The organism is Kribbella speibonae, from assembly GCF_004331375.1.
Classification (GTDB): domain Bacteria; phylum Actinomycetota; class Actinomycetes; order Propionibacteriales; family Kribbellaceae; genus Kribbella; species Kribbella sindirgiensis.
The window spans coordinates 609488-631714 of sequence record NZ_SJKC01000001.1; the positions used below are offsets into that span (position 1 = coordinate 609488).

The 22227-nt window shown below is 68.3% G+C and carries 22 protein-coding genes and 1 pseudogene; 13 read left to right on the top strand and 10 right to left on the bottom strand.

The genetic code is table 11. The features are described 5' to 3' along the window. Positions 1 to 84: 84 nt before the first annotated feature. The 4 genes and pseudogenes from tnpB to E0H92_RS03145 form a co-directional block, all read right to left on the bottom strand. Positions 85 to 1365: an IS607 family element RNA-guided endonuclease TnpB gene (tnpB, locus tag E0H92_RS03135; protein WP_275670081.1), complete on the bottom strand. Its 1281-nt coding sequence runs from the start codon at positions 1363 to 1365 to the stop codon at positions 85 to 87. Next, positions 1337 to 1426: pseudogene (locus E0H92_RS45700) on the bottom strand (helix-turn-helix domain-containing protein); the annotation flags it as partial. The gene tnpB and the pseudogene E0H92_RS45700, both read right to left, overlap by 29 nt. 74 nt (positions 1427 to 1500) lie before the next feature. Then, the gene (locus E0H92_RS03140; RefSeq protein WP_238173296.1) at positions 1501 to 3099 is read right to left on the bottom strand and encodes a sensor histidine kinase; all 1599 of its coding nucleotides are present in this window, start codon (positions 3097 to 3099) and stop codon (positions 1501 to 1503) included. Then, the gene (locus E0H92_RS03145) at positions 3096 to 3788 is read right to left on the bottom strand and encodes a response regulator transcription factor (protein WP_131464288.1); all 693 of its coding nucleotides are present in this window, start codon (positions 3786 to 3788) and stop codon (positions 3096 to 3098) included. The genes E0H92_RS03140 and E0H92_RS03145 overlap by 4 nt, the downstream gene beginning before the upstream one ends. A 120-nt stretch (positions 3789 to 3908) precedes the next feature. Between E0H92_RS03145 and E0H92_RS03150 the strand changes: the two genes are divergently transcribed. Next, the gene (locus E0H92_RS03150) at positions 3909 to 4916 is read left to right on the top strand and encodes an acetamidase/formamidase family protein (protein ID WP_131495323.1); all 1008 of its coding nucleotides are present in this window, start codon (positions 3909 to 3911) and stop codon (positions 4914 to 4916) included. Here the strand turns inward: E0H92_RS03150 and E0H92_RS03155 are convergent. Together E0H92_RS03155 and E0H92_RS03160 are read right to left on the bottom strand one after the other, a co-directional pair. Next, positions 4871 to 5839, bottom strand: coding sequence for a TIGR03560 family F420-dependent LLM class oxidoreductase (locus E0H92_RS03155; RefSeq protein WP_131495324.1), 969 nt, complete (start codon positions 5837 to 5839; stop codon positions 4871 to 4873). The two genes, E0H92_RS03150 and E0H92_RS03155, sit on opposite strands and share 46 nt — an antisense overlap. Then, complete coding sequence (locus E0H92_RS03160) at positions 5836 to 6738, bottom strand: DMT family transporter (protein ID WP_131495325.1); 903 nt, start codon at positions 6736 to 6738, stop codon at positions 5836 to 5838. Before E0H92_RS03160 ends, E0H92_RS03155 begins: the two co-directional genes overlap by 4 nt. Before the next feature lie 63 nt (positions 6739 to 6801). Between E0H92_RS03160 and E0H92_RS03165 the strand changes: the two genes are divergently transcribed. Beyond that, the gene (locus E0H92_RS03165; protein ID WP_202873499.1) at positions 6802 to 7269 is read left to right on the top strand and encodes an Lrp/AsnC family transcriptional regulator; all 468 of its coding nucleotides are present in this window, start codon (positions 6802 to 6804) and stop codon (positions 7267 to 7269) included. Positions 7270 to 7343: 74 nt separating this feature from the next. Next, the gene (locus E0H92_RS03170) at positions 7344 to 8555 is read left to right on the top strand and encodes a pyrophosphate--fructose-6-phosphate 1-phosphotransferase (protein WP_131495326.1); all 1212 of its coding nucleotides are present in this window, start codon (positions 7344 to 7346) and stop codon (positions 8553 to 8555) included. Here E0H92_RS03170 and E0H92_RS03175 read toward each other — a convergent pair. Further along, positions 8546 to 8968, bottom strand: coding sequence for a low molecular weight protein-tyrosine-phosphatase (locus E0H92_RS03175; protein ID WP_202873500.1), 423 nt, complete (start codon positions 8966 to 8968; stop codon positions 8546 to 8548). The genes E0H92_RS03170 and E0H92_RS03175 overlap by 10 nt on opposite strands. Beyond that, entirely contained in the window at positions 8968 to 9354 is a 387-nt protein-coding gene (locus E0H92_RS03180; RefSeq protein WP_131495327.1) for a phage holin family protein, read from the bottom strand. The genes E0H92_RS03175 and E0H92_RS03180 overlap by 1 nt, the downstream gene beginning before the upstream one ends. Positions 9355 to 9601: 247 nt before the next feature. On the opposite strand from E0H92_RS03180, the gene E0H92_RS03185 reads away from it, so the two are divergent. The 8 genes from E0H92_RS03185 to E0H92_RS03220 are packed head-to-tail and all read left to right on the top strand — an operon-like array spanning position 9602 to position 18227. Continuing rightward, positions 9602 to 10561, top strand: coding sequence for a DUF4185 domain-containing protein (locus E0H92_RS03185; RefSeq protein WP_202873501.1), 960 nt, complete (start codon positions 9602 to 9604; stop codon positions 10559 to 10561). Then, positions 10558 to 11265, top strand: a complete 708-nt coding sequence (locus E0H92_RS03190) for a FadR/GntR family transcriptional regulator (protein WP_202873502.1) — start codon at positions 10558 to 10560, stop codon at positions 11263 to 11265. Before E0H92_RS03185 ends, E0H92_RS03190 begins: the two co-directional genes overlap by 4 nt. 15 nt (positions 11266 to 11280) lie before the next feature. Beyond that, complete coding sequence (locus E0H92_RS03195) at positions 11281 to 12549, top strand: ABC transporter substrate-binding protein (RefSeq protein WP_131284073.1); 1269 nt, start codon at positions 11281 to 11283, stop codon at positions 12547 to 12549. Continuing rightward, positions 12546 to 13433 carry a carbohydrate ABC transporter permease gene (locus tag E0H92_RS03200; RefSeq protein ID WP_131464302.1) on the top strand — a complete coding sequence of 296 codons (888 nt, stop codon included), beginning with the start codon at positions 12546 to 12548 and terminating at the stop codon, positions 13431 to 13433. The genes E0H92_RS03195 and E0H92_RS03200 overlap by 4 nt, the downstream gene beginning before the upstream one ends. Beyond that, complete coding sequence (locus tag E0H92_RS03205) at positions 13420 to 14229, top strand: carbohydrate ABC transporter permease (protein ID WP_131495329.1); 810 nt, start codon at positions 13420 to 13422, stop codon at positions 14227 to 14229. The genes E0H92_RS03200 and E0H92_RS03205 overlap by 14 nt, the downstream gene beginning before the upstream one ends. 10 nt (positions 14230 to 14239) lie before the next feature. Next, a complete protein-coding gene (locus E0H92_RS03210; RefSeq protein ID WP_131464307.1) occupies positions 14240 to 14989 on the top strand; it encodes an SDR family NAD(P)-dependent oxidoreductase in 750 nt (249 codons plus the stop codon). Next, entirely contained in the window at positions 14986 to 16200 is a 1215-nt protein-coding gene (locus tag E0H92_RS03215; RefSeq protein ID WP_131464309.1) for an enolase C-terminal domain-like protein, read from the top strand. Before E0H92_RS03210 ends, E0H92_RS03215 begins: the two co-directional genes overlap by 4 nt. Further along, complete coding sequence (locus E0H92_RS03220; RefSeq protein WP_131495330.1) at positions 16197 to 18227, top strand: glucosidase family protein; 2031 nt, start codon at positions 16197 to 16199, stop codon at positions 18225 to 18227. The genes E0H92_RS03215 and E0H92_RS03220 overlap by 4 nt, the downstream gene beginning before the upstream one ends. A 15-nt stretch (positions 18228 to 18242) precedes the next feature. Here the strand turns inward: E0H92_RS03220 and E0H92_RS03225 are convergent, their stop codons facing one another. Beyond that, the gene (locus E0H92_RS03225; RefSeq protein WP_131464313.1) at positions 18243 to 18911 is read right to left on the bottom strand and encodes a GntR family transcriptional regulator; all 669 of its coding nucleotides are present in this window, start codon (positions 18909 to 18911) and stop codon (positions 18243 to 18245) included. 174 nt (positions 18912 to 19085) lie between these two features. On the opposite strand from E0H92_RS03225, the gene E0H92_RS03230 reads away from it, so the two are divergent. Both E0H92_RS03230 and E0H92_RS03235 read left to right on the top strand, forming a co-directional pair. Continuing rightward, complete coding sequence (locus E0H92_RS03230; RefSeq protein ID WP_238152954.1) at positions 19086 to 20705, top strand: phage tail tip lysozyme; 1620 nt, start codon at positions 19086 to 19088, stop codon at positions 20703 to 20705. Between the two features lie 19 nt (positions 20706 to 20724). After that, entirely contained in the window at positions 20725 to 21342 is a 618-nt protein-coding gene (locus E0H92_RS03235; protein WP_131464315.1) for an S-layer protein, read from the top strand. Between the two features lie 12 nt (positions 21343 to 21354). Here E0H92_RS03235 and E0H92_RS03240 read toward each other — a convergent pair whose 3' ends face one another. Continuing rightward, on the bottom strand, positions 21355 to 22227 hold the full coding sequence (locus tag E0H92_RS03240) for a dimethylarginine dimethylaminohydrolase family protein (RefSeq protein ID WP_131464317.1): 873 nt from the start codon (positions 22225 to 22227) through the stop codon (positions 21355 to 21357).

Here is a 22227-nt window from a genome sequence, read left to right on the forward strand (position 1 = left end):
GCCGGACCTGAGAGGGCCCTGAAGATCCCGTTGGAGTGGCCAAAGAACTCTGTGAAGATCCGTTGAAGATGGGATAGTCACTGTCTACCCACTCACAGCCTCTGGCGAGGCGGTCCCGGTCTGATGCTCAAGGCTGCCGGGTAGACGTTTCACAGCCACCCGCCCGGTACCCCGGGTCTTCTGGTCGGCTCCACGTCCGTTTAACGTCTCCGCACCACTCGCGGCGACCGCCAGCGCGGCAAGATTCCTCGCCGCGTTCTCATCACGGTCCATCACCAGACCGCAGGACTCACACCTGTACACGCGTTCGGACAAGAGCAGCTTGGCTTTCACCACTCCACACCCCGAACAGGTCTTACTCGACGGAAACCACCGATCGGCCACGATCAGCCGTCCGCCGTTCCACTGGGTCTTGTACGCCAGTTGCCGCCGGATCTCCCCGAAACCCGCGTCCGCGATCCGCCGGGCGAGGCGCCGGTTGCGCAGCATCCCGGCCACGTTCAGGTCTTCCACGACAACGGTCCCGTACTCGGCCGCGATCGCACTGGTGAGCTTGTGCAGCGCGTCCGCCCGCTGGTTCGCCACTCTGTAGTAAGCACGGTTGCGCTGCGCGTTGGCGCGCTGCCACCTCTTCGATGGCACTCGGCCCGTACGCCGGTCCCTGCCGACGCGGCGGGATACGCGACGCGACAGCGTGCCGAGCCTGTGCAGCGACGCGTCCAGGTGCTTGGGGTTCGGGACCGGGGCGAGCACTCTGCCCGGTTCGGCCAGGACCGCGAGGCTCTTGATGCCCAGGTCCACGCCGACCACCGCGCCGGGACGCGTCGGCGCCCGGACGGGTGTGTCCTGTTCGATGGTGAACGACACGAACCATCGGCCGCGCTCGAACCGGATCGTCGCCGCCATGATCCGGGCCGTGCCGTCCAGCAGTTCCGGTGCCGGTGTCTCGTGCAGCCTGACCCGGCCGATCCGCGGAAGTACGGCGTACCTCTCCTCGCAGCCGATGGCGCCGGTGGTGAATCGGCACGACCTGACCGCTTTGCGCTTGGACTTGAACCGCGGGAACCCCACTGCCCGCCCGCGTCGCTTGCCGTTGCGCGAGTCGCGCCAGTTCATCAGCGCGGTGGCGAGTTGGGCCAGGCCGCTGGCGTAGGCCTCCTTCGAGTAGTCCGCCCACCAAGGCGCGACCCTTGCTTTGGCCTGATTCCAGGCTTTGCGCAGCGAGTACATCGACCACGAGATCGACGGCGTCAACAGTTCGTCTGGCACACCGTAGGTCAATTCCGCCGCCCGCTGGTCCATTACCGCTTTGACCCGGCCGAGAACCCCAGTTGAATGCCTTTCGTGCCGCCGCGCAATGCGCATCCAGGTACCGAGCTTGACGGGAAGTCGGATTCAGCGCGTACTTGTACGCCCGCACCGTCATGACGGATCCCCGGGCAAGATGACCGCAAAGTCAGGCACATCAGCAGTCTCGCCGACCCCACCGACAGGAAGTTGTTAGCGCGTCTGGGTCGCGGCGTGTGGGAGCCACAGGGTGAACTGTGCGCCTGCTCCGGGGACGTTGCGGGCGTAGATCATGCCGCCGTGCTGCTCCGCTGCGTGCTTCACGATTGCCAGGCCCAGGCCGGAGCCGGGACGGCTGCGGGCCTCGCTGGAGCGGTAGAAGCGGTCGAACACGTGGGGTAGGTCCGCCTCGGCGATCCCCGGGCCAGAGTCGGTCACGGTCAGTACGCCGTCCAGGAGCCGGACCGTCACGTGTCCGACGGGCTGTCCGTCGGACAGCTGCTCCGTACCTTCAGGGACGCTGTACTTCGCCGCGTTGTCGAGCAGGTTCGTGACCGCACGTCCGAGCAGTCGCTCGTCGCCCCAGACCGGGAACGGCGTGAGCTGTACGTGCCACTCCAGCCCGGGTGCGCGTCGCCGTACCTTGATGACGGCGTCCTCGACGACGTTGGACAGCTCGATCAGCTCCGCGTTCCGCACCTGCGGGGTGTCGCGGGCCAGTTCGGTCAGGTCGCCGATCAGCTGCGTCAGCTCGTCCATCTGGGCACGTACGTCGTCCAGCAGCTGCTGCCTGTCTTCGGGCCGGAGGCCGCCGCGCTTGTCCGCCTGGGCGAGCAGATCCAGGTTGGTGCGGACGCTGGTGAGCGGCGTACGGAGCTCATGGCCCGCGTCGCCGACCAGCCGGCGCTGCCGGTCGCGGGACTGCGCGAGCGCGCCGAGCATCGCGTTGAACGCCATCGCCAGCCGGGAGATCTCGTCGGTCCCGGCCACCGGGATCGGCTTCAGGTCCTCGGTCCGCGCGACGTGCTCCGCGGCTCCGGTCAGTCGCGCCAACGGCCGCAGACCGGACCGTGCGACCGCGTTGCCGGCGAGCGCCGCGCCGATCACGCCGATCAGTCCGAACGCCCACAGCACGATCCCCAGGTTGTGCAGGGTCTGGTCGATCGGCCCCAACGACTGCGCCACCACCAGCGCGCCGGGCTGGAAGAGCTCGTCGTTGTAGTTGCACGGCTCACGCACCGGGCAGAACCGGGCGGGTACGGCGACCACGCGGAAGTGCGAGCCGCCATTACGGGCGCCGACGGTGCGCAGGCTGGCCTGGTCGCCCTGGTTCTGGGCGATCTGGAGCTCGTCGTCGCCCATCGGCGGGAGCGGACTGTTGATCGGCGCGTACTTGTCGCCGGTCGCGCTCAGCACGCCGACGCGGATGTCGCTGAGGCCGAACGCGTCCGCGGAGGCCCTCTGCAGGTTGTCGAGGTTGGTCAGGACACCCTTCTGCGCGGCCTGCCCGGCCCGCTGGATCAGGCTGTCGTCCAGGTTCTGGTACATCTGCTGGCGCACGGTGACGTACGCCGCGATGCTGACGATCGCCACCGCGAGGCCGACCGCGACCGCGGCGAGCAGCGTCACGCGGGCATGCAGTGTGAGCTTGTGGAGCGTCTCGTTCCACCAGGTCTGGGTCCGGGCAGCGGTCGCCGCCACGCGATTGCCGTTGCTGCTGGCAACGGGCCGCGCGGACTGTGCCGGTTGCTGCTGCGGTTGCTGCGGTCGATCGGCGTACGAGGGGAACTGCTCGGGGTGTTGCTCACTCACGGCGGCGTGTCCCTCAGTACGTACCCGATGCCGCGGACGGTGTGGATCAGGCGCGGCAGACCGTTGACCTCGGTCTTCCGGCGCAGGTAGCCGACGTACACCTCGAGCGAGTTCGCGGTGGTGGGGAAGTCGTAGCCCCAGACGGCGTCCAGGATGACAGCCCGCTCCAGCACCCGGCGCGGGTTGCGGATCAGCAGCTCGAGCAGCGAGAACTCGGTCCGGGTGAGCTGGATGGCCACTTCGCCGCGGTGCACCTCGTGCGCGTCGACGTCGACCACGAGGTCGGCGTACTGCAGCACCTCGCCGCGCTGGCCGCCCTCACCGGGGGCGGTGCTGCGGCGCAGCAGCGCGCGCAGCCGGGCCAGGAGCTCCTCCAGCGCGAAGGGCTTCGTGAGGTAGTCGTCGCCGCCGGCGTCCAGGCCGTCCACCCGGTCCGCGACCGCGTCCCGCGCGGTGAGCACCAGGATCGGCACATTGTTGCCCGCGGCCCGCAAGGCCTTGGTGGTCTCCAGGCCGTCCAGCCGCGGCATCATCACGTCCATCACCACGACGTCCGGCTCGACGTTGCCGATCACCGCGAGCGCCTCGGCGCCGTCGGACGCGGTCACCACCTCGAAGTCGTTGAACTCCAGCGAACGGCGCAGCGAGTCCCGGACCGCCCGGTCGTCGTCCACCACCAGTACCCGCATCGTCTTGCCCCGCTCCGCTCGAAGTTCCGCTCAGCCGAGAGTAGGTCGCTTCTGTGAGAATCGCCTGAGAACCCGCTGATCGCTCGCACAACACCTCCAGGACACCTTAGGTTGCCAGACGTGGACGTTCTGGAATTCACCCCCGAGCCCGCCGACTTCGCCTGGACCTTCGGGGGTGTCGCGCCAGTACGCCGGGTCAAGCCGGGCACCGCGCTCCGCCTCTGGACCGAGGACGCGTTCGCCGGGAGCCTGCGCAGTACGACGGACCTCGCGAGCGCCTCGCTGACGATGCCGTTCGTCAACCCGCAGACCGGGCCGTTCTACGTCGAGGGCGCCGAGCCAGGGGACACGCTGGTCCTGCACTTCGTCGAGCTGACGCCGGCCCGGAGCTGGGGTGCGTCGGCGACGATCCCGTTCTTCGGCGGGCTGACCAGCACCGACCGGACCGCGACGCTGCAGGACCCGCTGCCGGAGCGCACGTGGATCTACGAGGTGGACAGCGCTCGCCGGACGGTCGGGTTCCAGGCGCAGGGGAGTGAGCTGGAGGTGGCGCTGCCGCTCGAGCCGATGCTCGGCACGGTGGGCGTCGCGCCCGCCGGCGGTGAGGTCCGCTCGGCGTTGGTGCCGGACACGTTCGGCGGCAACATGGACACGCCGGAGATGCGGGCCGGGACCACCTGCTACCTGAACGTCAACGTCGAGGGCGCACTGTTCTCGGTCGGCGACGGCCACTACCGGCAGGGTGAGGGCGAGTCCTGCGGCACCGCGGTCGAGGGCGCGATGAACGTCGTACTGATCGTGGAGCTGCTCAAGACGCCGGGACCGCTCTGGCCGCGGCTGGAGAGCGACGAGTACCTGTCCGTGATCGGGTCGAGCCGGCCGCTCGAGGACGCGTGGCGGGCCGGTCAGGTGGACATGGTGCGCTGGCTCGGCGACCTGTACGGGCTGGACAAGCTGGACGCGTACCAGCTGCTCAGCCAGGTCAGCGAGGTCCCGCTGGCGAACGTGGTCGACGCCGACTACAGCGTGGTCACCAAGATCCCGAAGCGCCTACTCCCGCCGGTGACGGCGTACGACGGCATTCACCAGCACCTGACCTCTTCGGCGAACCGCTCGAGCGGCTCGTGATCGTAGGCCACACCAGGGATGTAGGAGATGACGTAGTCGATCCCCACTTCGGCCAGCTGTTCCAGGTGGTCTCGCAGCTGTTTCGTCGTGACCACGTCGGCCAGCACATGTGATGTCCCGCCGGAGCCGATCTCCCGGAACTCGTCCAGGCTGTACCGTCCACGGGCCTTGGCCGTCGCGGCCACCGGGTCGGCGCCGTCCTCGATCGGGAAGACGTTCAGGCTGGTCGACTTGATGATCTCGTCGTAGTCGCGGCCGACCTCGTCGCAGTGTTTGCGGAGGATCGCCAGCTTCTGCTCGATGACGTCGACCCGGCCGGTGCCGAAGTTGCAGGCGTCGCCGTACTTTGCAACTAGTCGCAATGTAACGCGTTCACCGCCGCCACCGATCCAGAGCTTGGGTTTGCGCCGCGGAACGACGTACGGCTTGTCGACCGAGTGGTACTGCCCCTGGAACACCACGTCGTCCTCGGTCCACAGCCGGTGCAGCAGCTCGACCGACTCGACGAACGAGCCCATTCGCTCCTTCTGGCTCGTCCACGGGTAGCCGTATGCCTTCCACTCGTGTTCCGACCAGCCCGCGCCGATCCCGGCGTACATGCGGCCGTGGCTGGCGACGTCGACGGTGGCGGCCATCTTGGCGAACAGGGCCGGGTTGCGGTACCCGTTGCAGCCGACCAGCTGACCCAGGTTCACCCGCGACGTGTCACGCGCCAGTGCGGCCGTGGTCGTCCACATCTCGAAGACAGTCTCCCGGACCGGCTCCGGGACAGTGTGGAAGTGGTCGTAGAGCCAGATCGAGTCCCACGGACCTGCGTCGGCTGCCTTGGCCACAGCGGTCATGGCCTCCCACTGCTCGACCGGGTCGTCCAGCTCGACCAGATCCATCCGCCAGCCCTGCGGAACGAACACACCGAACTTCATACGGTCCTCCTGGAGATAGCGACCCCGGCCAGGCACAGCGCACCACCGGCCAACGCCACGACGGTTGGAGCCTCACCGAGCAGCAGCCAGCCCAGCACGATCGCGACCACCGGCACGGCGTACACGGTGACCCCCATCCGGCCGGCACTCGTACGCCGGAGCGCAAAGGCCCAGGTGGTGAAGCCGAGCGCGGTCGGGAACGCTGCCAGGTAGACCATCCACCAGATGGTGCCTGCGTCGGCAGAGCGGACCTCGTCGATCAGCGTGGGCGCGAATGGCAGGCAGACGACCGCTCCGATCGTGCAGGCGAGCCAGGTGACCTCGGCAGCAGGCAGACGGCTCAGGAGCGGCTTCTGCGTGACCACACCGACGGCGTACGAGATCGCGGCGACGACGCAGAGCACGACACCCCACGTCTCGGCGCGGCCGCTCGAAGTCGACGTACCGATCACGACGATGCCGGCGAACGCGACCAGGCCGCCGATCACCAGCTGCCGCGGGAAGCCTTCGCCGAGACCGATCCCGGCGAGTACGGCGATCAGCAGCGGGGCGATGTGCACGAGCATGGCCGCCGTGCCTGCGTCGAGTCGCCGCTCGGCCTCGTTGAGCGCCAGGTTGTAGACGCCGAACCAGAGCACACCACATGCGATGAGTGGCAGCCAGTCACGCTGCGCGGGCCACCGGCGTACGGTCGCGGCCGGTCGGGGACGAGCGAAGAGGAGGGCGCCGAGGAAGATGCTGCCCAGCCCGAGGCGGGCCAGCGACAGGGCGCCGGCGGAGATCTCGGTGCCGACGTGGCGGATGGCGACGAACGACGACGCCCACAGAACGACCGTGACGGCGGCGGCACCCGCAGCGAGCCGGCCGGCGCGCGGCGGAGCTTCGGTAAGGGTTGTCACGCTCACTACAGTAGGAACGAAATGCGCGAGGATCCATGACGGATCGGAGCCTAGGAGGCTGTTTTGCTTACCGAAACGAGAAGTCAGATCCTGGATGAGCTCAATACCCGGATCCTGACTGAGCTCACGGCCGACCCGCGGCTACGGACCACCGAGCTAGCGCGGCGGCTGGGTGTGTCGACGCCGACGGTGCGTGAGCGGGTCGCGCGGCTGGAGGAGTCCGGGGTGATCCGCGGGTACCGCGTCGACATCGACCCGGCCGCGCTCGGTCGTCCGGTCGCCGCCTGGGTGCGGCTGCGCCCCGGCCCCAACCAGATCCCGAAGATCATCGAGCTGGCCGGCCGGACGCCGGAGGTCGTCGAGTGCCACCGGATCTCTGGGGAGGACTGCTTCCTGATGCGCGTCCAGGTCGCCGAGATCGCCGCGCTGGAGGACGTGCTGGACAAGTTCCTGGTGCACGGCCAGACCACCAGTTCGTTCGTCGTCTCCACGCCGGTCCCGCCCCGCAGCGTGCCGCTGTCCGCAGGGTGAACCCCAACCACCGCTGAGAGTGGTCTGCATCACTAGTCTGGTGGCGATTTCGTCTCCGGGAAGGACCCTGGCTCATGGCTGCCGACAAGTCTGTCCGCAGAGTTGCCCTGCTCACCGCCGGCGGGCTCGCGCCCTGCCTGTCGTCCGCCGTCGGCGGGCTGATCGAGCGCTACACCGATGTGGCGCCCGACGTGGAGATCATCGCCTACCTGAACGGGTACCACGGCTTGCTCAGCGGCCGGTTCCTGACCGTGACGCCGGAGGTCCGGGAGAAGGCTTCCTTGCTGCACAAGTTCGGCGGCAGCCCGATCGGCAACAGCCGGGTGAAGCTCACCAACACCGCCGACCTGGTCAAGCGCGGCCTGATCCAGGACGGGCAGAACGCCCTCCAGGTCGCGGCCGAGCGGCTCGTCGCGGACGGTGTCGACGTACTGCACACCATCGGCGGGGACGACACCAACACCACGGCCGCCGACCTCGCGGCGTACCTGCAGGAGCACGACTACGACCTGACCGTGGTCGGCCTGCCGAAGACGATCGACAACGACGTGGTCCCGATCCGGCAGAGCCTGGGCGCCTGGACCGCGGCCGAGCAGGGCGCGCTGTTCGCCCGCAACATCATCGCCGAGCACACCTCGAACCCGCGGATGCTGATCGTCCACGAGGTGATGGGGCGGAACTGCGGCTGGCTGACCGCGGCCACGGCGCAGGCCTACCAGCAGTGGGTCGACGAGCAGGAGTGGAACCCGGGGATCGGTCTGGACAAGGCCGGCTGGTCGGTGCACGCCGTGTACGTGCCGGAGGCAACGATCGACCTGGACGCCGAGGCGGAGCGGCTGCGGAAGGTGATGGACTCCGAGGACTGTGTCAACATCTTCCTGTCCGAGGGCGCCGGCGTCCCGTCGATCGTGGCCGAGATGGAGGCCCGCGGCGAGGAGGTCGGCCGGGACCCGTTCGGGCACGTCAAGCTGGACACCATCAACCCGGGCGCCTGGTTCGCGAAGCAGTTCGCGGAGCGGATCGGCGCCGAGAAGACGATGGTGCAGAAGAGCGGGTACTTCAGCCGCTCGGCCGCGGCCAACGACCGTGACCTGGCGCTGATCAAGGAGTGCACCGACTACGCGGTCGACGCGGCGCTGCGCGGTGAGTCCGGCGTCGTCGGCCACGACGAGGAGCGCGGCGACGAACTGCGCGCGATCGAGTTCCCGCGGATCGCCGGCGGCAAGGAGTTCGACCCGACGGCCGACTGGTTCGTGACCCTGAAGTCGGAGATCGGTCAGGCCTGATCGCGGAGGCGGTCGACCCACTGGTCGGCCGCCTTCTCAATCTGGGCGAGGACGTCGTCGAAGCCGTCGTCCTCGCCGTAGTACGGATCGGGTACGTCGTCGCGCGCGAACAACTGTGCCGCCGCGCCGTACCGGTTGAGCGTCTCGAGGTGGCCGGAGTCCATCGCGAGGATCAGGTCCCGGTCCCAGGACCGCTCGAACCGACGGGCCCGATGGGCGCTCCCGTCGTACCCGCGCCTCGCGAGGGCGGCCGCCGCGCGCGGGTCCATCCGGTCGCCGACATGCCAGCCTCCGGTGCCGGAGCTGGTCACCTCGACGCCGGCGAGCCCGGCCTCGGCGAGCTTGGCGCGCAGCACCACCTCGCCCATCGGCGACCGGCAGATGTTCCCTGTGCAGACGATCTCGACGTGCACTAGTGAACTTCGGCCTTCTCCGGCAGGACCGCGTTGAGGATCATGCCGACGACGCTGATGATCAGTGCGCCGAAGAGCGCGGCCCAGAAGCCGTCGACGTGGAACTGGACGTCGAGCTTGCCGGTGATCCAGGACGTCAGCAGCAGCATCGCCGCGTTGATCACGAAGGTCAGCAGCCCCAGGGTCAGGATCAGCAGCGGGAAGGACAGGACCTTCACCACGGGCTTCACGATCGCGTTCACGACCCCGAAGATCGCGGCCACGATCAGCAGCGTCAGCACGCGCTTGCCGGTGGTCGCGCCCTGCAGGGTGATTCCGGAGACGAGCCAGCTCGCCGCCGCCAGCGCGATCGCGTTGACCAGCAACCTGATGATCAAGTTCTTCATGCCGTCGATCCTCCCACCCGACAGGTAACACCACTCTCAGTACGCGCCCTGATCCAACCCTGACTCTTGACAGGCAAAATGACCAAGTGATCTGATCATTTTCATGTCCCGTCCCTTGGTTGCGGTAGTTGCGTTGTCACTTACGGCAGCAGGCCTCGCTGTCCCCGCCGCTGCAAGCCCCTCGAGCTGCAGCGCTGTCCAGACGAACTGGACCGCTCAGACGACCCCCCACGCCGCCCCTGAGGGGTTGCTGAACGCGTACTCCGACACCGGGAAGGGCTGGACGGGTGCGGACAGCACCTACTCCGTCCCGCTCCCGGGCGGCCGTACGGCGTGGGTCTTCTCCGACACGTTCCTCGGGCCGGTGAACGCCGACGGCAGCCGTCCGAAAACCACGCCGTTCCTCAACAACTCGTTCGTGATCCAGCAGGGCAGTCGGTTGAAGACGGTCACCGGCGGTACGGCGACCAACCCGACCGCGCTCGTCCCGCCGCCGTCCAACGGCTGGTATTGGTTCGGTGCGGCGCAGACCAGCCACGCCGGCCGCGACCTCGACGTGGTCGCGCTGCGCTTCGAGAAGACCGGGACGGGTCAGTGGGACTGGCGATGGGCCAGCAACTACCTGGCTCGGTTCGACAGCACCACGTACAAGCTCAAGAGCCTCACCCCGATTCCGTCGAGTGCGAACGTGCAGTGGTCCGGCTGGCTGTTGCGGGACCGCGGGTACACGTACGTCTACGGCGTCGAGGACCTGGGTGCGGCGAAGTACCAGCACGTCGCTCGGGTCCGTGGCGACGACCTGACCGGGAAGCCGTGGGAGTACTGGACCGGCTCGGGCTGGTCCAGCGACGAGACCGCGTCCGCCCGGGTGCTCCAGGGTGTCGCCAACGAGCACAGTGTGACCCGCTGGAGTGACGGCTACCTGCTGGTTACGCACGACACCAACGAGCTGTTCAGCAAGCGTGTCCTCGGGTACTTCTCCTGCTCGCCGACCGGTCCGTGGGTGAAGCCGGTCGAGCTGTACCAGACCCCCGAGACGGGCGGGAACATCATCACGTACAACTCCCACGACCACCCCGACCTGCGACGCGGCACCTCGCTCCTGGTGAGCTACAACGTCAACAGCCTGGTCAGCGACGAGCTGTACGGCGACGTGAGCATCTACCGCCCGCGGTTCGTGTCGGTCACGCTGGCGGCGGCCAAGTGAGCGCCACGGGAGGCGTCGTACGGCGGAGTCTGCTCGACGATCTGGCCACGTCCATGCTGGCCCTGATCGCGGAGCGGAAGCTGGCGCCGGGTGACCAGTTCGAGGCTGTGCGATCGCTGGCGGAACGGTTCAAGGTCGCCGTACCCACCGTGCGGGAGGCGCTGCGCCGGCTGGAGGCCACCGGAGCTGTCGAGCTCAGGCATGGCTCTGGCGTGTACGTCGGTCCGAACGTCGGCCGGCTGGTTCTGGCCAACCCCCTGGCGCTGGCGCCGAGTCCGGACCGGCTGGTGGAGCTCCTGCAGGCCCGTGCCCTGATCGAGCCACCTGTTGCCGCACTCGCAGCGCGGACGCGTGCAGAGGCCGCGCTGGAGCAGATGGCCAAGGACCTGGACACCGCGGCCGAGCTGATCGCGTCCGGCGACCATGCGCAACTGGCCGAAGTGAACATGGACTTCCACCGCTCACTGGCCCAGGCGTCCGGGAACTCGACGCTGGCCGAGGTGGTCGAGTCGGTCACGGTCGTGAACGCCCGGGAGCAGCTGGAGATCCTGCACATCCACGGCGACCGGCAGGCCGACCTGGACGAGCACCGCGCGATCTACGACGCGGTCCGGTCCGGCGACGCGGATCTGGCCGAACTGCTCACCCGCGAGCACCTCGACGGCGTACTGGCCGTCATCAACGACCGTTTTCAGCAACCCTGAGCTGAGAGGAACACCATGATTCACCGGAAGGCGCTGACCGCGTTGGCCGTCGCCGGAGTGCTGGCTCTGTCCGCCTGTGGCGGTGGCGGCGCCGCTGCTCCGAAGAAGGGCGAGGACAAGCCGGTCGACTCGCTGAAGTTCTACAACGACAAGGGCGGCTGGAAGGACGCGTTCACCCAGGTCGGGGCGGCCAGCAAGAAGGACGTCGGCGTCGGCATGGAACCGGTCGGGTACTCCGACTCGAACACGTACACCGCGTTCATCCGGTCCTCGTTCCGGACCAAGGAGAAGGCCGACCTGTTCACGTGGCACACCGGCAAGGAACTTCAGGACCTGGTGGACCAGAAGCTCGTCGCCGAGACCACCGACCAGTGGACCAAGGCGGTTGCTGACGGCAACATCCCGGAGCAGCTCAAGCAGTACTTCACGTTCGACGGCAAGCAGTACTGCGTCCCGCTGAACGCCGGCTACTGGGTGATGTACTACAACAAGGCCGTCTTCAAGAAGGCCGGGATCACCGCGACCCCGAAGACCTGGGCCGAGCTGCTGCAGGTGGCCGACAAGGTCAAGGCCGCGGGCGTGAAGCCGTTCTACCAGACCAACATCCTGTTCTCGTTCGTCTGGTTCGAGACGCTGCTGGCCGGTAAGGACCCGGACCTGTACGACGCGCTCGCCGCCGGTAAGGCGAAGTACACCGACCCGGGCGTGGTCGAGGTGATGAACGAGTGGAAGAAGATGATCGACGCCGGGTACTTCAGCGACCCGGGCGCGAAGACCGAGCCGCAGGCGCAGCTGAAGAACGGCGACGTCGCGATGATCAACTTCGGCACCTGGTTCAGCGGCAACCTGAACACGCTGAAGATGAAGGCCGGGACCGACTACGACTTCTTCGTGATCCCGAACGTGAACCCGGCGCTGCCGAAGACGTCGATGATCTTCGAGACCGGCCCGGTCTGTTCGGCCGCGGCGTCGGACCACGCGTCGACCGTCAAGAAGTGGACCGACTGGTGGGTCACGCCGCAGGCGCAGACCGCGTGGGCGAACTCCCGCGGCGACCTGTCGTTCAACCCGAAGGCCGAGGTCAAGGACCCGGGGCTGGCGCAGCTGAACAAGGACGTCAACGGATACCGCCTGATCAACAGGTGGTTCGAGGCGACGCCGGTTCCGGTGGCGAACAAGGCCCTCGAGGTGTTCGGCGCGTTCGTGACCAAGCCGGGTGACCCGATGCCGGGCCTGCAGAAGATCCAGGCCGAGGCGGACGCGTACTGGGCCAAGCAGAAGTGAGCAATCAGGCCCTGGACCGGACAGGGGCGCGTAAGGCGCCTCTGTTCGGCCTACCAGCTGTAGCGGTCGTCGCACTCCTGCTGTACCTGCCGTTCGTGTGGACCACGTATGTCAGCTTCACCGACTACGACGGGCTCGCCTCACCGGTGTGGTCCGGTCTGGCCAACTACAAGGCGATGTTCAGTGACCCCGATCTGATCGGGGCACTGGTCAACACGCTGCTGTGGGTGGTCGGCATGGTGACCCTGCCCGTAGCGCTCGGCCTACTGATCGCCGTACTGACCTACGGGCACAAGTGGGGCACCTGGCTGCGGCTGCCGTTCCTGCTGCCGTACGCGATCTCCGGTGTGGCCGTTGGCGTCATCTGGGGCTTCGTACTGCAGCCGGACGGCGCACTGGGTCAGGCACTCGGGTTCTTCGGGCTTCCGGGTGCCCACACCGGCTGGCTGCAGGCAGGTCCCGGCAACACGCTGATGATGATCGTGGCGGTCACCTGGCAGGCGGCCGGCGTGAACGCGCTGCTGTTCGTGGTCGGCCTGCAGTCGATCCCTGCTGAGCCACTGGAGGCCGCTCGCCTGGACGGCGCCGAAGGCTTCAGCCTGTTCCGCCATCACTTGTGGCCGCAGCTGCGGCCGATCACCACGGTGGTCATCGGGCTCTCGATCGTCGGCAGCCTGAAGACGTTCGACGTGGTGTGGGTGATGACGCAGGGCGGCCCAGGTACGTCGTCCGAGACGCTGGCACTGTCCATGTACAAGGAGACCTTCGTCCTGAACGACTACGGCCAGGGCGCCGCGATCGCGCTGTTCCTGAGCCTGGTCACCTTCGCGGCCTCGATCCTGTACCTGCGCTACCAGTTGGGGGACGCCCGTGAGCAGGGTTAAGACGGCGGTTCTGATCGTGCTGGGGCTGATCTGGCTCGCGCCGGTCTACCTGCTGGTCGTGAACGCGTCCAAGTCCGTCGACGGGTACGACGCGAAGACCGTGTGGAAGCCGGCCGGGTTCTCGCTGTTCGCGAACTTCGGTGACGCCTGGAGCAAGGCGGCGCTGGGGGACACGTTGGTCGCGACCACGATGTACAGCGTGATCGCGCCGGTGCTCGCGGTGCTGATCGGCTCGGCGGCCGGGTACGCGATCGTCGTACTGCGGCTGAAGCGCGGTTTCCTGTGGTTCGTGTTCATCTTCGGCGGGACGATCTTCCCGCTGCAGATGATCCTGATGCCGTTGTTCTCCGGGTACGCGAACTCGGGCCTGTACGACACCCGGACCGGCATGATCATCGTCTACACCGCGATCAGTGTGCCGTTCTCGGCGTTCGTGATGCGGAACTTCTTCACCGGGATCGCGCGCAGCGTGTTCGAGGCCGCGGTGGTCGACGGCGGCGGGCTGTTCCGGATCTTCCGCAGCATCTACCTGCCGATGGCGGGGTCGGCGCTGGCCGCGATCTTCATCCTGCAGGCGACGTTCGTCTGGAACGACCTGCTGCTCGGCCTGACCCTGAGCCAGTCGGAGTCGGTCCGCCCGATCATGCCGGCCCTGACCGGCCTGCAGAGCACGTACGGCGGGGCGTCGCTCCCGACCGTGCTGGCCGGTGGCCTGCTCGTCTCGCTGCCCACGGTCATCCTCTTCCTCGCCGCCCAACGCTTCTTCTCCCGGGGCCTCGCCCTGGGCCAGTTCTGAGAGGACACATATGAGTCGCACAGTCGTCGTGACCGGTGGTGCCGCCGGCATCGGACGAGGTGCAGTCGAACGCTTCATCACCGCCGGGGACCGGGTGTTCGCCCTGGATCGGGACGCGCAGGCGCTGGCCGGTCTGAGCGGCGTCACCGGTGTGCAAGTGGATGTTGCAGACCGGGCCGCGCTCGCGTCCGTCGCCGAGGAGATCGGCGCGGTGGACGCGCTCGTCTGTGCCGCGGGCGTGCAGCGGTACGGAACCGTGGTCGATACGCCGTCGAACGTGTACGACGAGGTGATGGCGGTGAACGTCGGGGGCGTGTTCTTCGCGTGCCAGGCGTTCGTCCCGCGGATGTCCCGCGGCGGGAGTGTCGTGGTGGTGTCGTCCGTGCAGGCGTACGCGGCGCAGACGGGCGTCGCGGCGTACTCGATGGGGAAGGGCGCGCTGCTCAGCCTCGTCCGGGCGATGGCGGTGGATCACGCTGCGGACGGGATCCGTGTGAACGCGGTCTGCCCCGGTTCCGTGGACACGCCGATGCTTCGTACGTCGGCTGCGCAGTTCGCCGGCGACCGCTCGACGGACGACGTCGTCGCAGAGTGGGGTCGTTCGCATCCGCTCGGGCGGGTGGCGACACCAGGAGAAGTTGCCGAGGTCATCTACTTCCTGTCCTCCCCGGCCGCGGCGTTCGTGACCGGAGCGGACGTGAAGGTCGACGGCGGGTTGACCGCCGGGCTGGCCGTCGTACTGCCGGAGGACGCGAAGTGAAGATCGTCGACATTCGGGCGACCACGGTGACGATGCCGTTGGAGGCGCCGCTGCGGCACAGCAACGGAGCGCACTGGGGACGTTTCGTACGGACCGTCGTGGAGGTCGAGGCCGACAACGGGCTGATCGGCCTCGGTGAGATGGGCGGCGGCGGGCAGAGCGCCGAGGCCGCGGTCACCGGGCTCAAGCCGTATCTCGTCGGCCACGACCCGGCGCGCACCGAGGCGCTGCGCTGGATGCTCGCCAACCCGACCGCGAGCCTGTACAACAACCGGACCCAGTTGCTGGCCGCCATCGAGTTCGCGTGTCTCGATCTGCAGGGCCGCGAGCTCGGCGTACCGGTCCACGAATTGCTCGGCGGTAAGGTGCGCTCGCAGGTTCCGTTCGCCAGCTACCTGTTCTTCCGGCACCCTGCGGAGGACGGCACCGGCGAGATCCGTACGGCGGAACAACTGGTGGCGCACGCCCGCTCGCTGGTCGACGAGCACGGGTTCAGCGTGCACAAGCTGAAGGGCGGGGTGTTCCCGCCGGACTACGAACGCGAATGCTTCCGCGCACTGGCCGAGGCACTCCCTGGGCACCGCGTGCGCTTCGACCCGAACGGCGCGTTCAGCGTCGAGGAGGCGATCCGGTTCGCCCGCGGGATCGAGGACCTCGACAACGACTACCTCGAGGACCCGACCTGGGGCCTGAACGGGATGCGCCGGGTCCGCGAGAACACCCCGATCCCGCTCGCGACGAACACCGTCGTGGTGAACTTCGAACAGCTCGCCGCGAACGTCCGCGATCCCGCCGTCGACGTGATCCTGCTGGACACCACGTTCTGGGGCGGAATCCGGCCGTGTATCAAGGCGGCCGGCGTCTGCGAGACGTTCCAGCTCGGGGTCGCGGTGCACTCGTCCGGCGAGCTCGGCATCCAGCTCGCGACGATGCTGCACCTCGGCGCCGTCGTACCGAACCTGTCGTTCGCCGCGGACGCGCACTACCACCACCTGCGCGACGACATCATTGCCGGCGGCAAGCTTCCGTACGCCGACGGCGCGATCGCTGTCCCCGACGCGCCCGGCCTGGGCGTCGAGCTGGACCGCGACAAGCTGGCCGAGTACGCCGAACTCTTCCGCGAACTCGGCCCGTACCCCTACGACCGCGATCCGGCCCGCCCGGACTGGTACCCCCTGCTCCCGAACACCGATTGGGCCGACCCGTCATGATTCCGCGTTCCGCCGACCTGGCGAGCGATGTCCTTGTCCACACGTACGACGACATGTTCAACCCGCCCGGGCTGACCAACTTCCTGGGGACGGCACAGGTCGACCACGACGTCGTGGCGATCCGGAGCGTCAACTTCCCGCCGTACTCGCACGGCGACACGATCACCGGCCAGCTGTACGTCGACGGGCGGCTGGCGCGCTCGTACGGCGGCACCGTGGAGGTCGTGTGGCGCCCGGACTGCGTGATCCGCTCCACCACGGTCGACGGCCTCGACCTCCGTACCACCACCGCCTGTGCGCCCGGCCGACCGGCGGTGGTCGTCCAGCTGGAGGTCTCCGGCGCACCCGGCCGCTCGGTCCACCTCAGCCTCGCCCTGGACAGCACGGCGACTCGCTCAGGCAGCGGCTGGTTGAAGCCGGAGCCGCCGTCCGAGGTGAACACGCTGTCGGTTGTCGACAATCGGGTTGTAGGCACCGGCGAATCCGGATCCGCCGTGTGCATCCAGGGCCTGGATGTGCCCAGCACCGTGGACAGGGCGATGCTCGAGGCAACGGTCGTCCTGGACGAGGCGGGGCGCGGGCGGCTGTCGTACGTGCATGTGCTGGCGGGCACGCTGGAGGAGGCCACAGAGCACTTCGACGTCTGCGTGGCCGACGTACCGGCCGTGATCTCGGTGGCGGAGAGCATGTGGGACGTGGCGATCGCCGACGCGTTCGACCCGTCCAGCGACGGGTTCAGCGGGTCCCTGCCCGTGCTGGAGACGTCCAACGAGGCGTTGCGGAAGCTGTACTGGTGGGGTGTGCTCGGGGTCATCTGGTTCCGGCGGGACAACCCGGCCAGTGTGCTGGGGCGGACGTACGACACGTTGATGCCGCGGTACTGGCAGACCACGACGTTCATCTGGGACTACAGCCTGTCCTCGCTCACGCATGCGCTGCTGGACCCGGAGCCGATGCGGAAGCACATCGAGCACTGGATCGAGCTGGACACCCACAAGCACTTCGGGACCGAGTGGCTGACCGGCGGACCGGTCGGCTACTGGTACTCGGTGAACGACTTCGCCATGACCCGGCTGGTACGCGACTACGTGCGCTTCACCGGCGACGAGGCGTTCCTGGACGTTTCCGTTGGTCCGAAGCCAGTTACGGAGCATGTGCACGACTGGGCGACCGCCTGGCGCGGACTGCGCGGTGAGCACGCGCTGGCCGACTACGGCGGCATCGACAACCTGCTGGAGTGTGTGAGCAGCTACGTGCACGAGGTGGCCAGCTTCAACGCCGCCAACGTCTGGTGCCTGCGGGTGGCGGCTGAGCTCGCGGACCGGTCCGGTGACGCGGACCGAGCCGCCCTGCTCCGCAAGGAGGCGTCCGAGCAGGCAGGGCACGTCAACGAGCTGTACGTCGAGGGCAAGGGGTTCTGGCACGCGCGGCAGCCGGACGGCTCGCTCGTCCCGGTGCGGCACTGCTACGACTTCAACATCATCGGTACGACGATCCCGGACGACCTGTCCGAGTCCCAGTGCGCCGAGATGGTGTCGTTCTTCCAGCGGGAGCTGCAGACGCCCACGTGGATGCGCGCGCTGTCGCCGTACGACGCGGATGCCGCGTTCAGCGTCCGTCCGGACCACCAGTGGAACGGCGCGTACCCGGCCTGGCCGGCGGACGCGGGGCGCGCACTGTTCGCGCTCGGGCGCGGCGACGTACTGCTCGACTGGCTGCCGGGTCTCGCCAAGTCCGCGAACCAAGGCCCGTGCGGTCAGGCGCATTTCGTCGAGGAGGCGCAGCCCGCGATGGCCGGTGGCGCGCGGAAGTCGCCGCCGCAGTTCCCGTACCTGATCGACTGGTCCTGCTCGTCGTCCGGCGCCTGGGTCAGCCTGGTCCTGGAGGGCGTCTTCGGCATCGAGGTCGCTCTGGACGGCACCGTGACCGCGAATCCACAGGTCACGGCCCTCGACCCGAACGCCCGCCTGACCGGCCTCCGGGTGGGCTCGCAGACGTACGACGTGACGGCGGACGGACTGGTCTGAGCCTGGTCTGAGGGCTCAGGCGGGCGGCATCGCGATGGCTTCGAGGAGGGATTCCTCGGCGCCGGCGAGATGCCGGCGGAGCTCCTCGACGCACTCGTCGAGCTCGCCCCGCTCGAGCAACCGGACGAGTTTGCGGTGGGACGCGACCTGCTGGCGCGCGTCCTGCCGCAGCGCGTCCACCCGGGCCAGCGCAAGCCGTGCCTCGCCGGTGACCGAGTCGGCGGTCGCAATCAGCCGGTCACTGCCGGTGAGCGCCACCAGGCTGCGGTGGATGGCCAGGTGGGTCTCGGTCAGGGCCTCCGGGTCGGCACCGTCCTTGGCGGTCGCGGCGAACACCCGCATCGCCTCCCGGACCCGCTCCCGGGCCGCCTCGTCGGCGTCGTACCAGGCCCGGATCCCGGCGGATTCGAGCACGAACCGGGCACGGCAGATGTCGGCCACCGCGTCCGGGTGCAGGATCGCGACGCTGACCCCTTTGTTCGGCTCGCGGACCGCGAGGCCCTCGGTGACCAGCATCGTCATCGCCTCGCGGATGGTGCTCCGGGCGACTCCGAGCGCCTCGGCGAGCGGCTGCTCACGCAGCGGCGTACCGGGCTCCAGATCGCCGGCGAACAGGGCGGCGCGCAGCGCGTCGACCACCCGGTCCACCGTGGTCGAGCGGTCCACCCGCAGCCGTTCGTACATGGTGTGATTCTCGTCCAGACCCGGTCCGTTGTCGCGCCCGACCCGGCTCCGGCCAGTCTCCCTGTGGATAACTTGCGACGCATGACCCGGTTTTCGGGCAGCATTTCCCTGTAAGTGGCCGCCCCTTCCCGCGGACCGACGCAGGAAGCCACTCGAACGAGCGAGGAGCACAGCGTGGAAGGCGCCGGCAAGCTGTTGCAGATGGCCGCCGGGATCGTGCTGGCGTTGGCGCTGTCGTTGGGCATCGTGCTGCTCCTGCTGCTCGGCGCACTGGCCGGGTCGGCCTCGGCCGAAGCGCAGTGCGCACAACACGCCCAGGACAAGCCCCTGATGGGGTGGCCGACCGACCGGCACGAGATCGACGGCGAGTGGACCTTCATCCACAAGGGCTACGACTTCAGGGTGGACGAGGACGCCAAGGTCTACGCGTCCCAGGACGGCAAGGTCGTCTACGCCAAGGACAACGAGGTCCGGATCCGCCTCGAGAGCGTCGAGACGCGGTACATGCCCATGAAGACCATCACCGTCAGCAACGGCGCCGAGGTCAAGCGCGGCGACCAGATCGGCACCGCCGGTACCGGCAGCGAGGGCACCGACACCGAGGGCGCCCCGATCGGCATCGGCGGCGCGCACATCCACTGGGAGATGTGGGCCGACCAGGAGCAGAACAACGAGTGGTCCATCGTCCCGGCGCCCGACGAGAACCCCTTCGTGCTCGACTCGGAGACCTCCGGCGCGTGCAGTTGTGTCGACGGCGACCTCTCCGGGTCCAACAACCAGCAGAAGGCCTTCAACTTCCTGGTCCAGAACGGCTACACCAAGGAGCAGGCCGCGGGCATCGTCGGCAACATGATCGCCGAGTCCAGCGTCGAGCCGGGGCGTCTGCAGAACACGGACCCGGGTGTCGTGACGCCGCCGTCCGAGGTGCTCACCACCGAGCTCGGCTGGGGCATCGTGCAGTGGACACCCGCCCGCAAGATGGTCAACCCGTCCCGCGACGCCGGTGTCCAGGACGACAAGATCGCCTCCCTCGGCTACCAGCTGGAATTCCTGGTCAAGCAGCTCAACGGCGAAGGGCCGATCGCGGAAGCCGCGGCTGGGCGCGCGATCAAGGCCGCGACAACGGTCGATGAAGCGGCGTACGAGTTCGGCGACAAGTTCGAGCGGTTCGGCGGGCACGAGAACCCGAACCACCCGACGTACGCCGACCGGAAGGCGAACGCGCGGCACGTGTTCGAACAGTTCGCCGGTTCGGCGCCGGCGTCGGGAGGCGGCGCGCAGAACGCCGGCGCCACCGGCGGGTGCGGCGCCGGCAGCGGCAACATCGCCGAGGTCGCGAAGAACCTGGCCTGGCCCGAGGACGGTCACGACGGCACGGACCCGAGTATCGCGAAACCGGAGTTCGTCGAAGCGATGGAGAAGTTCAACGACGGCTCCAGCGGCTACGTCCCCTACAGCGACTGCGGCCGCTTCGTCGCGACCGTGATGCGGATGAGCGGCGCCGACAAGGACTTCCCGAAGGTGTCGACCGGGGTCCAGTTCGACTACATGAAGGACTCCGGGAAGTACGACTACTGGCATGCCGTGCCGCCAGGCGGCATGAAGCCGGGTGACATCCTGAACGGACCCGGTCACACCTACCTGTACGTCGGGCCCTGGGGCGCCGAAGGCGGCGGGTACGACTCCGCCTCGGGTTCCCTGGGAGACCACGTGCCGGAGGCAGGTCACCTGTACGACGTCGGCGGCCAGTTCTGGGTCTTCCGGCTGAAGAACGCGCCGACACCGGCGAGCTGAGCAAGGACAGGAGCAGCGAATGCTGGACGAGAACCGGCGACCCGTGATGATCGGCGCCGCCGTGCTGGCGATCGTGCTGATCTTGATCGGCGGGGTCGTGCTGTTCCGCGGCGGCGGATCGGAGGCGACGCTGTCCGTACAGTCGATCCCGAACGACCTGACCTTGAAGCTGGACGGTCACGAGATCCCGGCGAACGGCAACGTCCAGATCAAGGCAGGCACGCACACCCTGGAGGGTTCGCGGCGCGGCTTCCAGAGCTACAGCCAGACCTTCACCTCGGGCAACGACGCACTGAGCTACAAGATGTACCTGTACGCCAACAGCGCCGAGGGCCGGGAATGGACCAAGAACAACCCCGAGCAGGAGCAGAAGCTCGAGGAGGAAGCCGGCCGGAAGTACGACCAGTTCCAGGACCGGATCAAGCGCAAGTACCCGATCATCAGCCAGCTCCCGTACGTCGGCGACGGCTTCCAGGCGACGTACACCAAGTCCAAGACCGACCCGACGAACCCGGAGGCGATCTCGATCGTCATCGAGGTCTTCGGCTCCCAGGGCAAGAAGAAGGCCCTGCAATGGATCAAGGGCTACGGCTGGGACATCAACACCCTCGACGTCATCTGGACCACCGGCAAGTAGGCCGGCCGCCGGTCAGGCGGGGAGGACGAGCTCCCCGCCTGGAGTGCTGATCGCCGCCAGCGGGAAGTCCAGCGGGTTCGTCAGGCACCGGATCGAGCCGCCGCCCTTGTGGAACTCCGACAGGTCCAGGACGACGACGCGCAGCCCGAGGTCCGTGAAGACGTCGTACAACCGCGGTGAGCAGGCCGGCATGATGATCGTCTCGCCGACCACGATCGAGTTCGCGCTGAACGCGAACGCCTCCTCGTCGGTGAGCACGATCGGGTCCGGGACGATCCCGGACAGCTCGGCCTGGCTCGCCGCGTCGAACGCCGGTGGGTAGATCATCGCGTGCGTGCTGTCCACCGGGCAGAACGGCAGGTCGAGGTGGTACATGCCCTCGTGCGCGATCCGCAGCCCGCGGACCCGGATGTTCCACTCGGTCGCCAGGTGCTTGAGCGCCGCTTCCTCGGTCCGCGGCCCGTACCCGACGACCAGGCTGTCGCCGAACACGAACGCGTCCCCGGACTCGAAGTGCGGCCCGACGCCCTCGCCGCCGGTCCGGTCGAGCCGGAATCCGGCCTCGGTGAACCATTCGGCGGCGCTCAGCGACTCCAGCCGGCGCGGCTCGAACCGCATGTGCGAGAGCATCGCGCGGCCGTCCGCGGCGGCCAGCCCGAGGTTCATCGCGTACACCATGTCCGGTGAGTCGGCCCGCTGCGCGAGGACCTCGACCTCGCCGCCGGCGTCCACGATCGCCTGCCGCAGCGACTCCCACTGCTTGAGCGTCAGCGCCGGGTCCGGCTGGTCGTGCGTCGACATGTACGGGTTGATCACGTAGTCGATCCGGAAGTGGTCCGGCTGGACCATCAGATAGCGACGACCCCACTCCAGCGGCTGTCCCAT

Excerpts from the sequence above, each read along its gene's own strand:
- tnpB (WP_275670081.1), bottom strand. The coding sequence starts at position 1,365 with ATGCGCATTGCGCGGCGGCACGAAAGGCATTCAACTGGGGTTCTCGGC.
- E0H92_RS03145 (WP_131464288.1), bottom strand. The coding sequence starts at position 3,788 with ATGCGGGTACTGGTGGTGGACGACGACCGGGCGGTCCGGGACTCGCTG.
- E0H92_RS03155 (WP_131495324.1), bottom strand. The coding sequence starts at position 5,839 with ATGAAGTTCGGTGTGTTCGTTCCGCAGGGCTGGCGGATGGATCTGGTC.
- E0H92_RS03170 (WP_131495326.1), top strand. The coding sequence starts at position 7,344 with ATGGCTGCCGACAAGTCTGTCCGCAGAGTTGCCCTGCTCACCGCCGGC.
- E0H92_RS03180 (WP_131495327.1), bottom strand. The coding sequence starts at position 9,354 with ATGAAGAACTTGATCATCAGGTTGCTGGTCAACGCGATCGCGCTGGCG.
- E0H92_RS03195 (WP_131284073.1), top strand. The coding sequence starts at position 11,281 with ATGATTCACCGGAAGGCGCTGACCGCGTTGGCCGTCGCCGGAGTGCTG.
- E0H92_RS03210 (WP_131464307.1), top strand. The coding sequence starts at position 14,240 with ATGAGTCGCACAGTCGTCGTGACCGGTGGTGCCGCCGGCATCGGACGA.
- E0H92_RS03220 (WP_131495330.1), top strand. The coding sequence starts at position 16,197 with ATGATTCCGCGTTCCGCCGACCTGGCGAGCGATGTCCTTGTCCACACG.
- E0H92_RS03225 (WP_131464313.1), bottom strand. The coding sequence starts at position 18,911 with ATGTACGAACGGCTGCGGGTGGACCGCTCGACCACGGTGGACCGGGTG.
- E0H92_RS03235 (WP_131464315.1), top strand. The coding sequence starts at position 20,725 with ATGCTGGACGAGAACCGGCGACCCGTGATGATCGGCGCCGCCGTGCTG.
- E0H92_RS03240 (WP_131464317.1), bottom strand. The coding sequence starts at position 22,227 with ATGGGACAGCCGCTGGAGTGGGGTCGTCGCTATCTGATGGTCCAGCCG.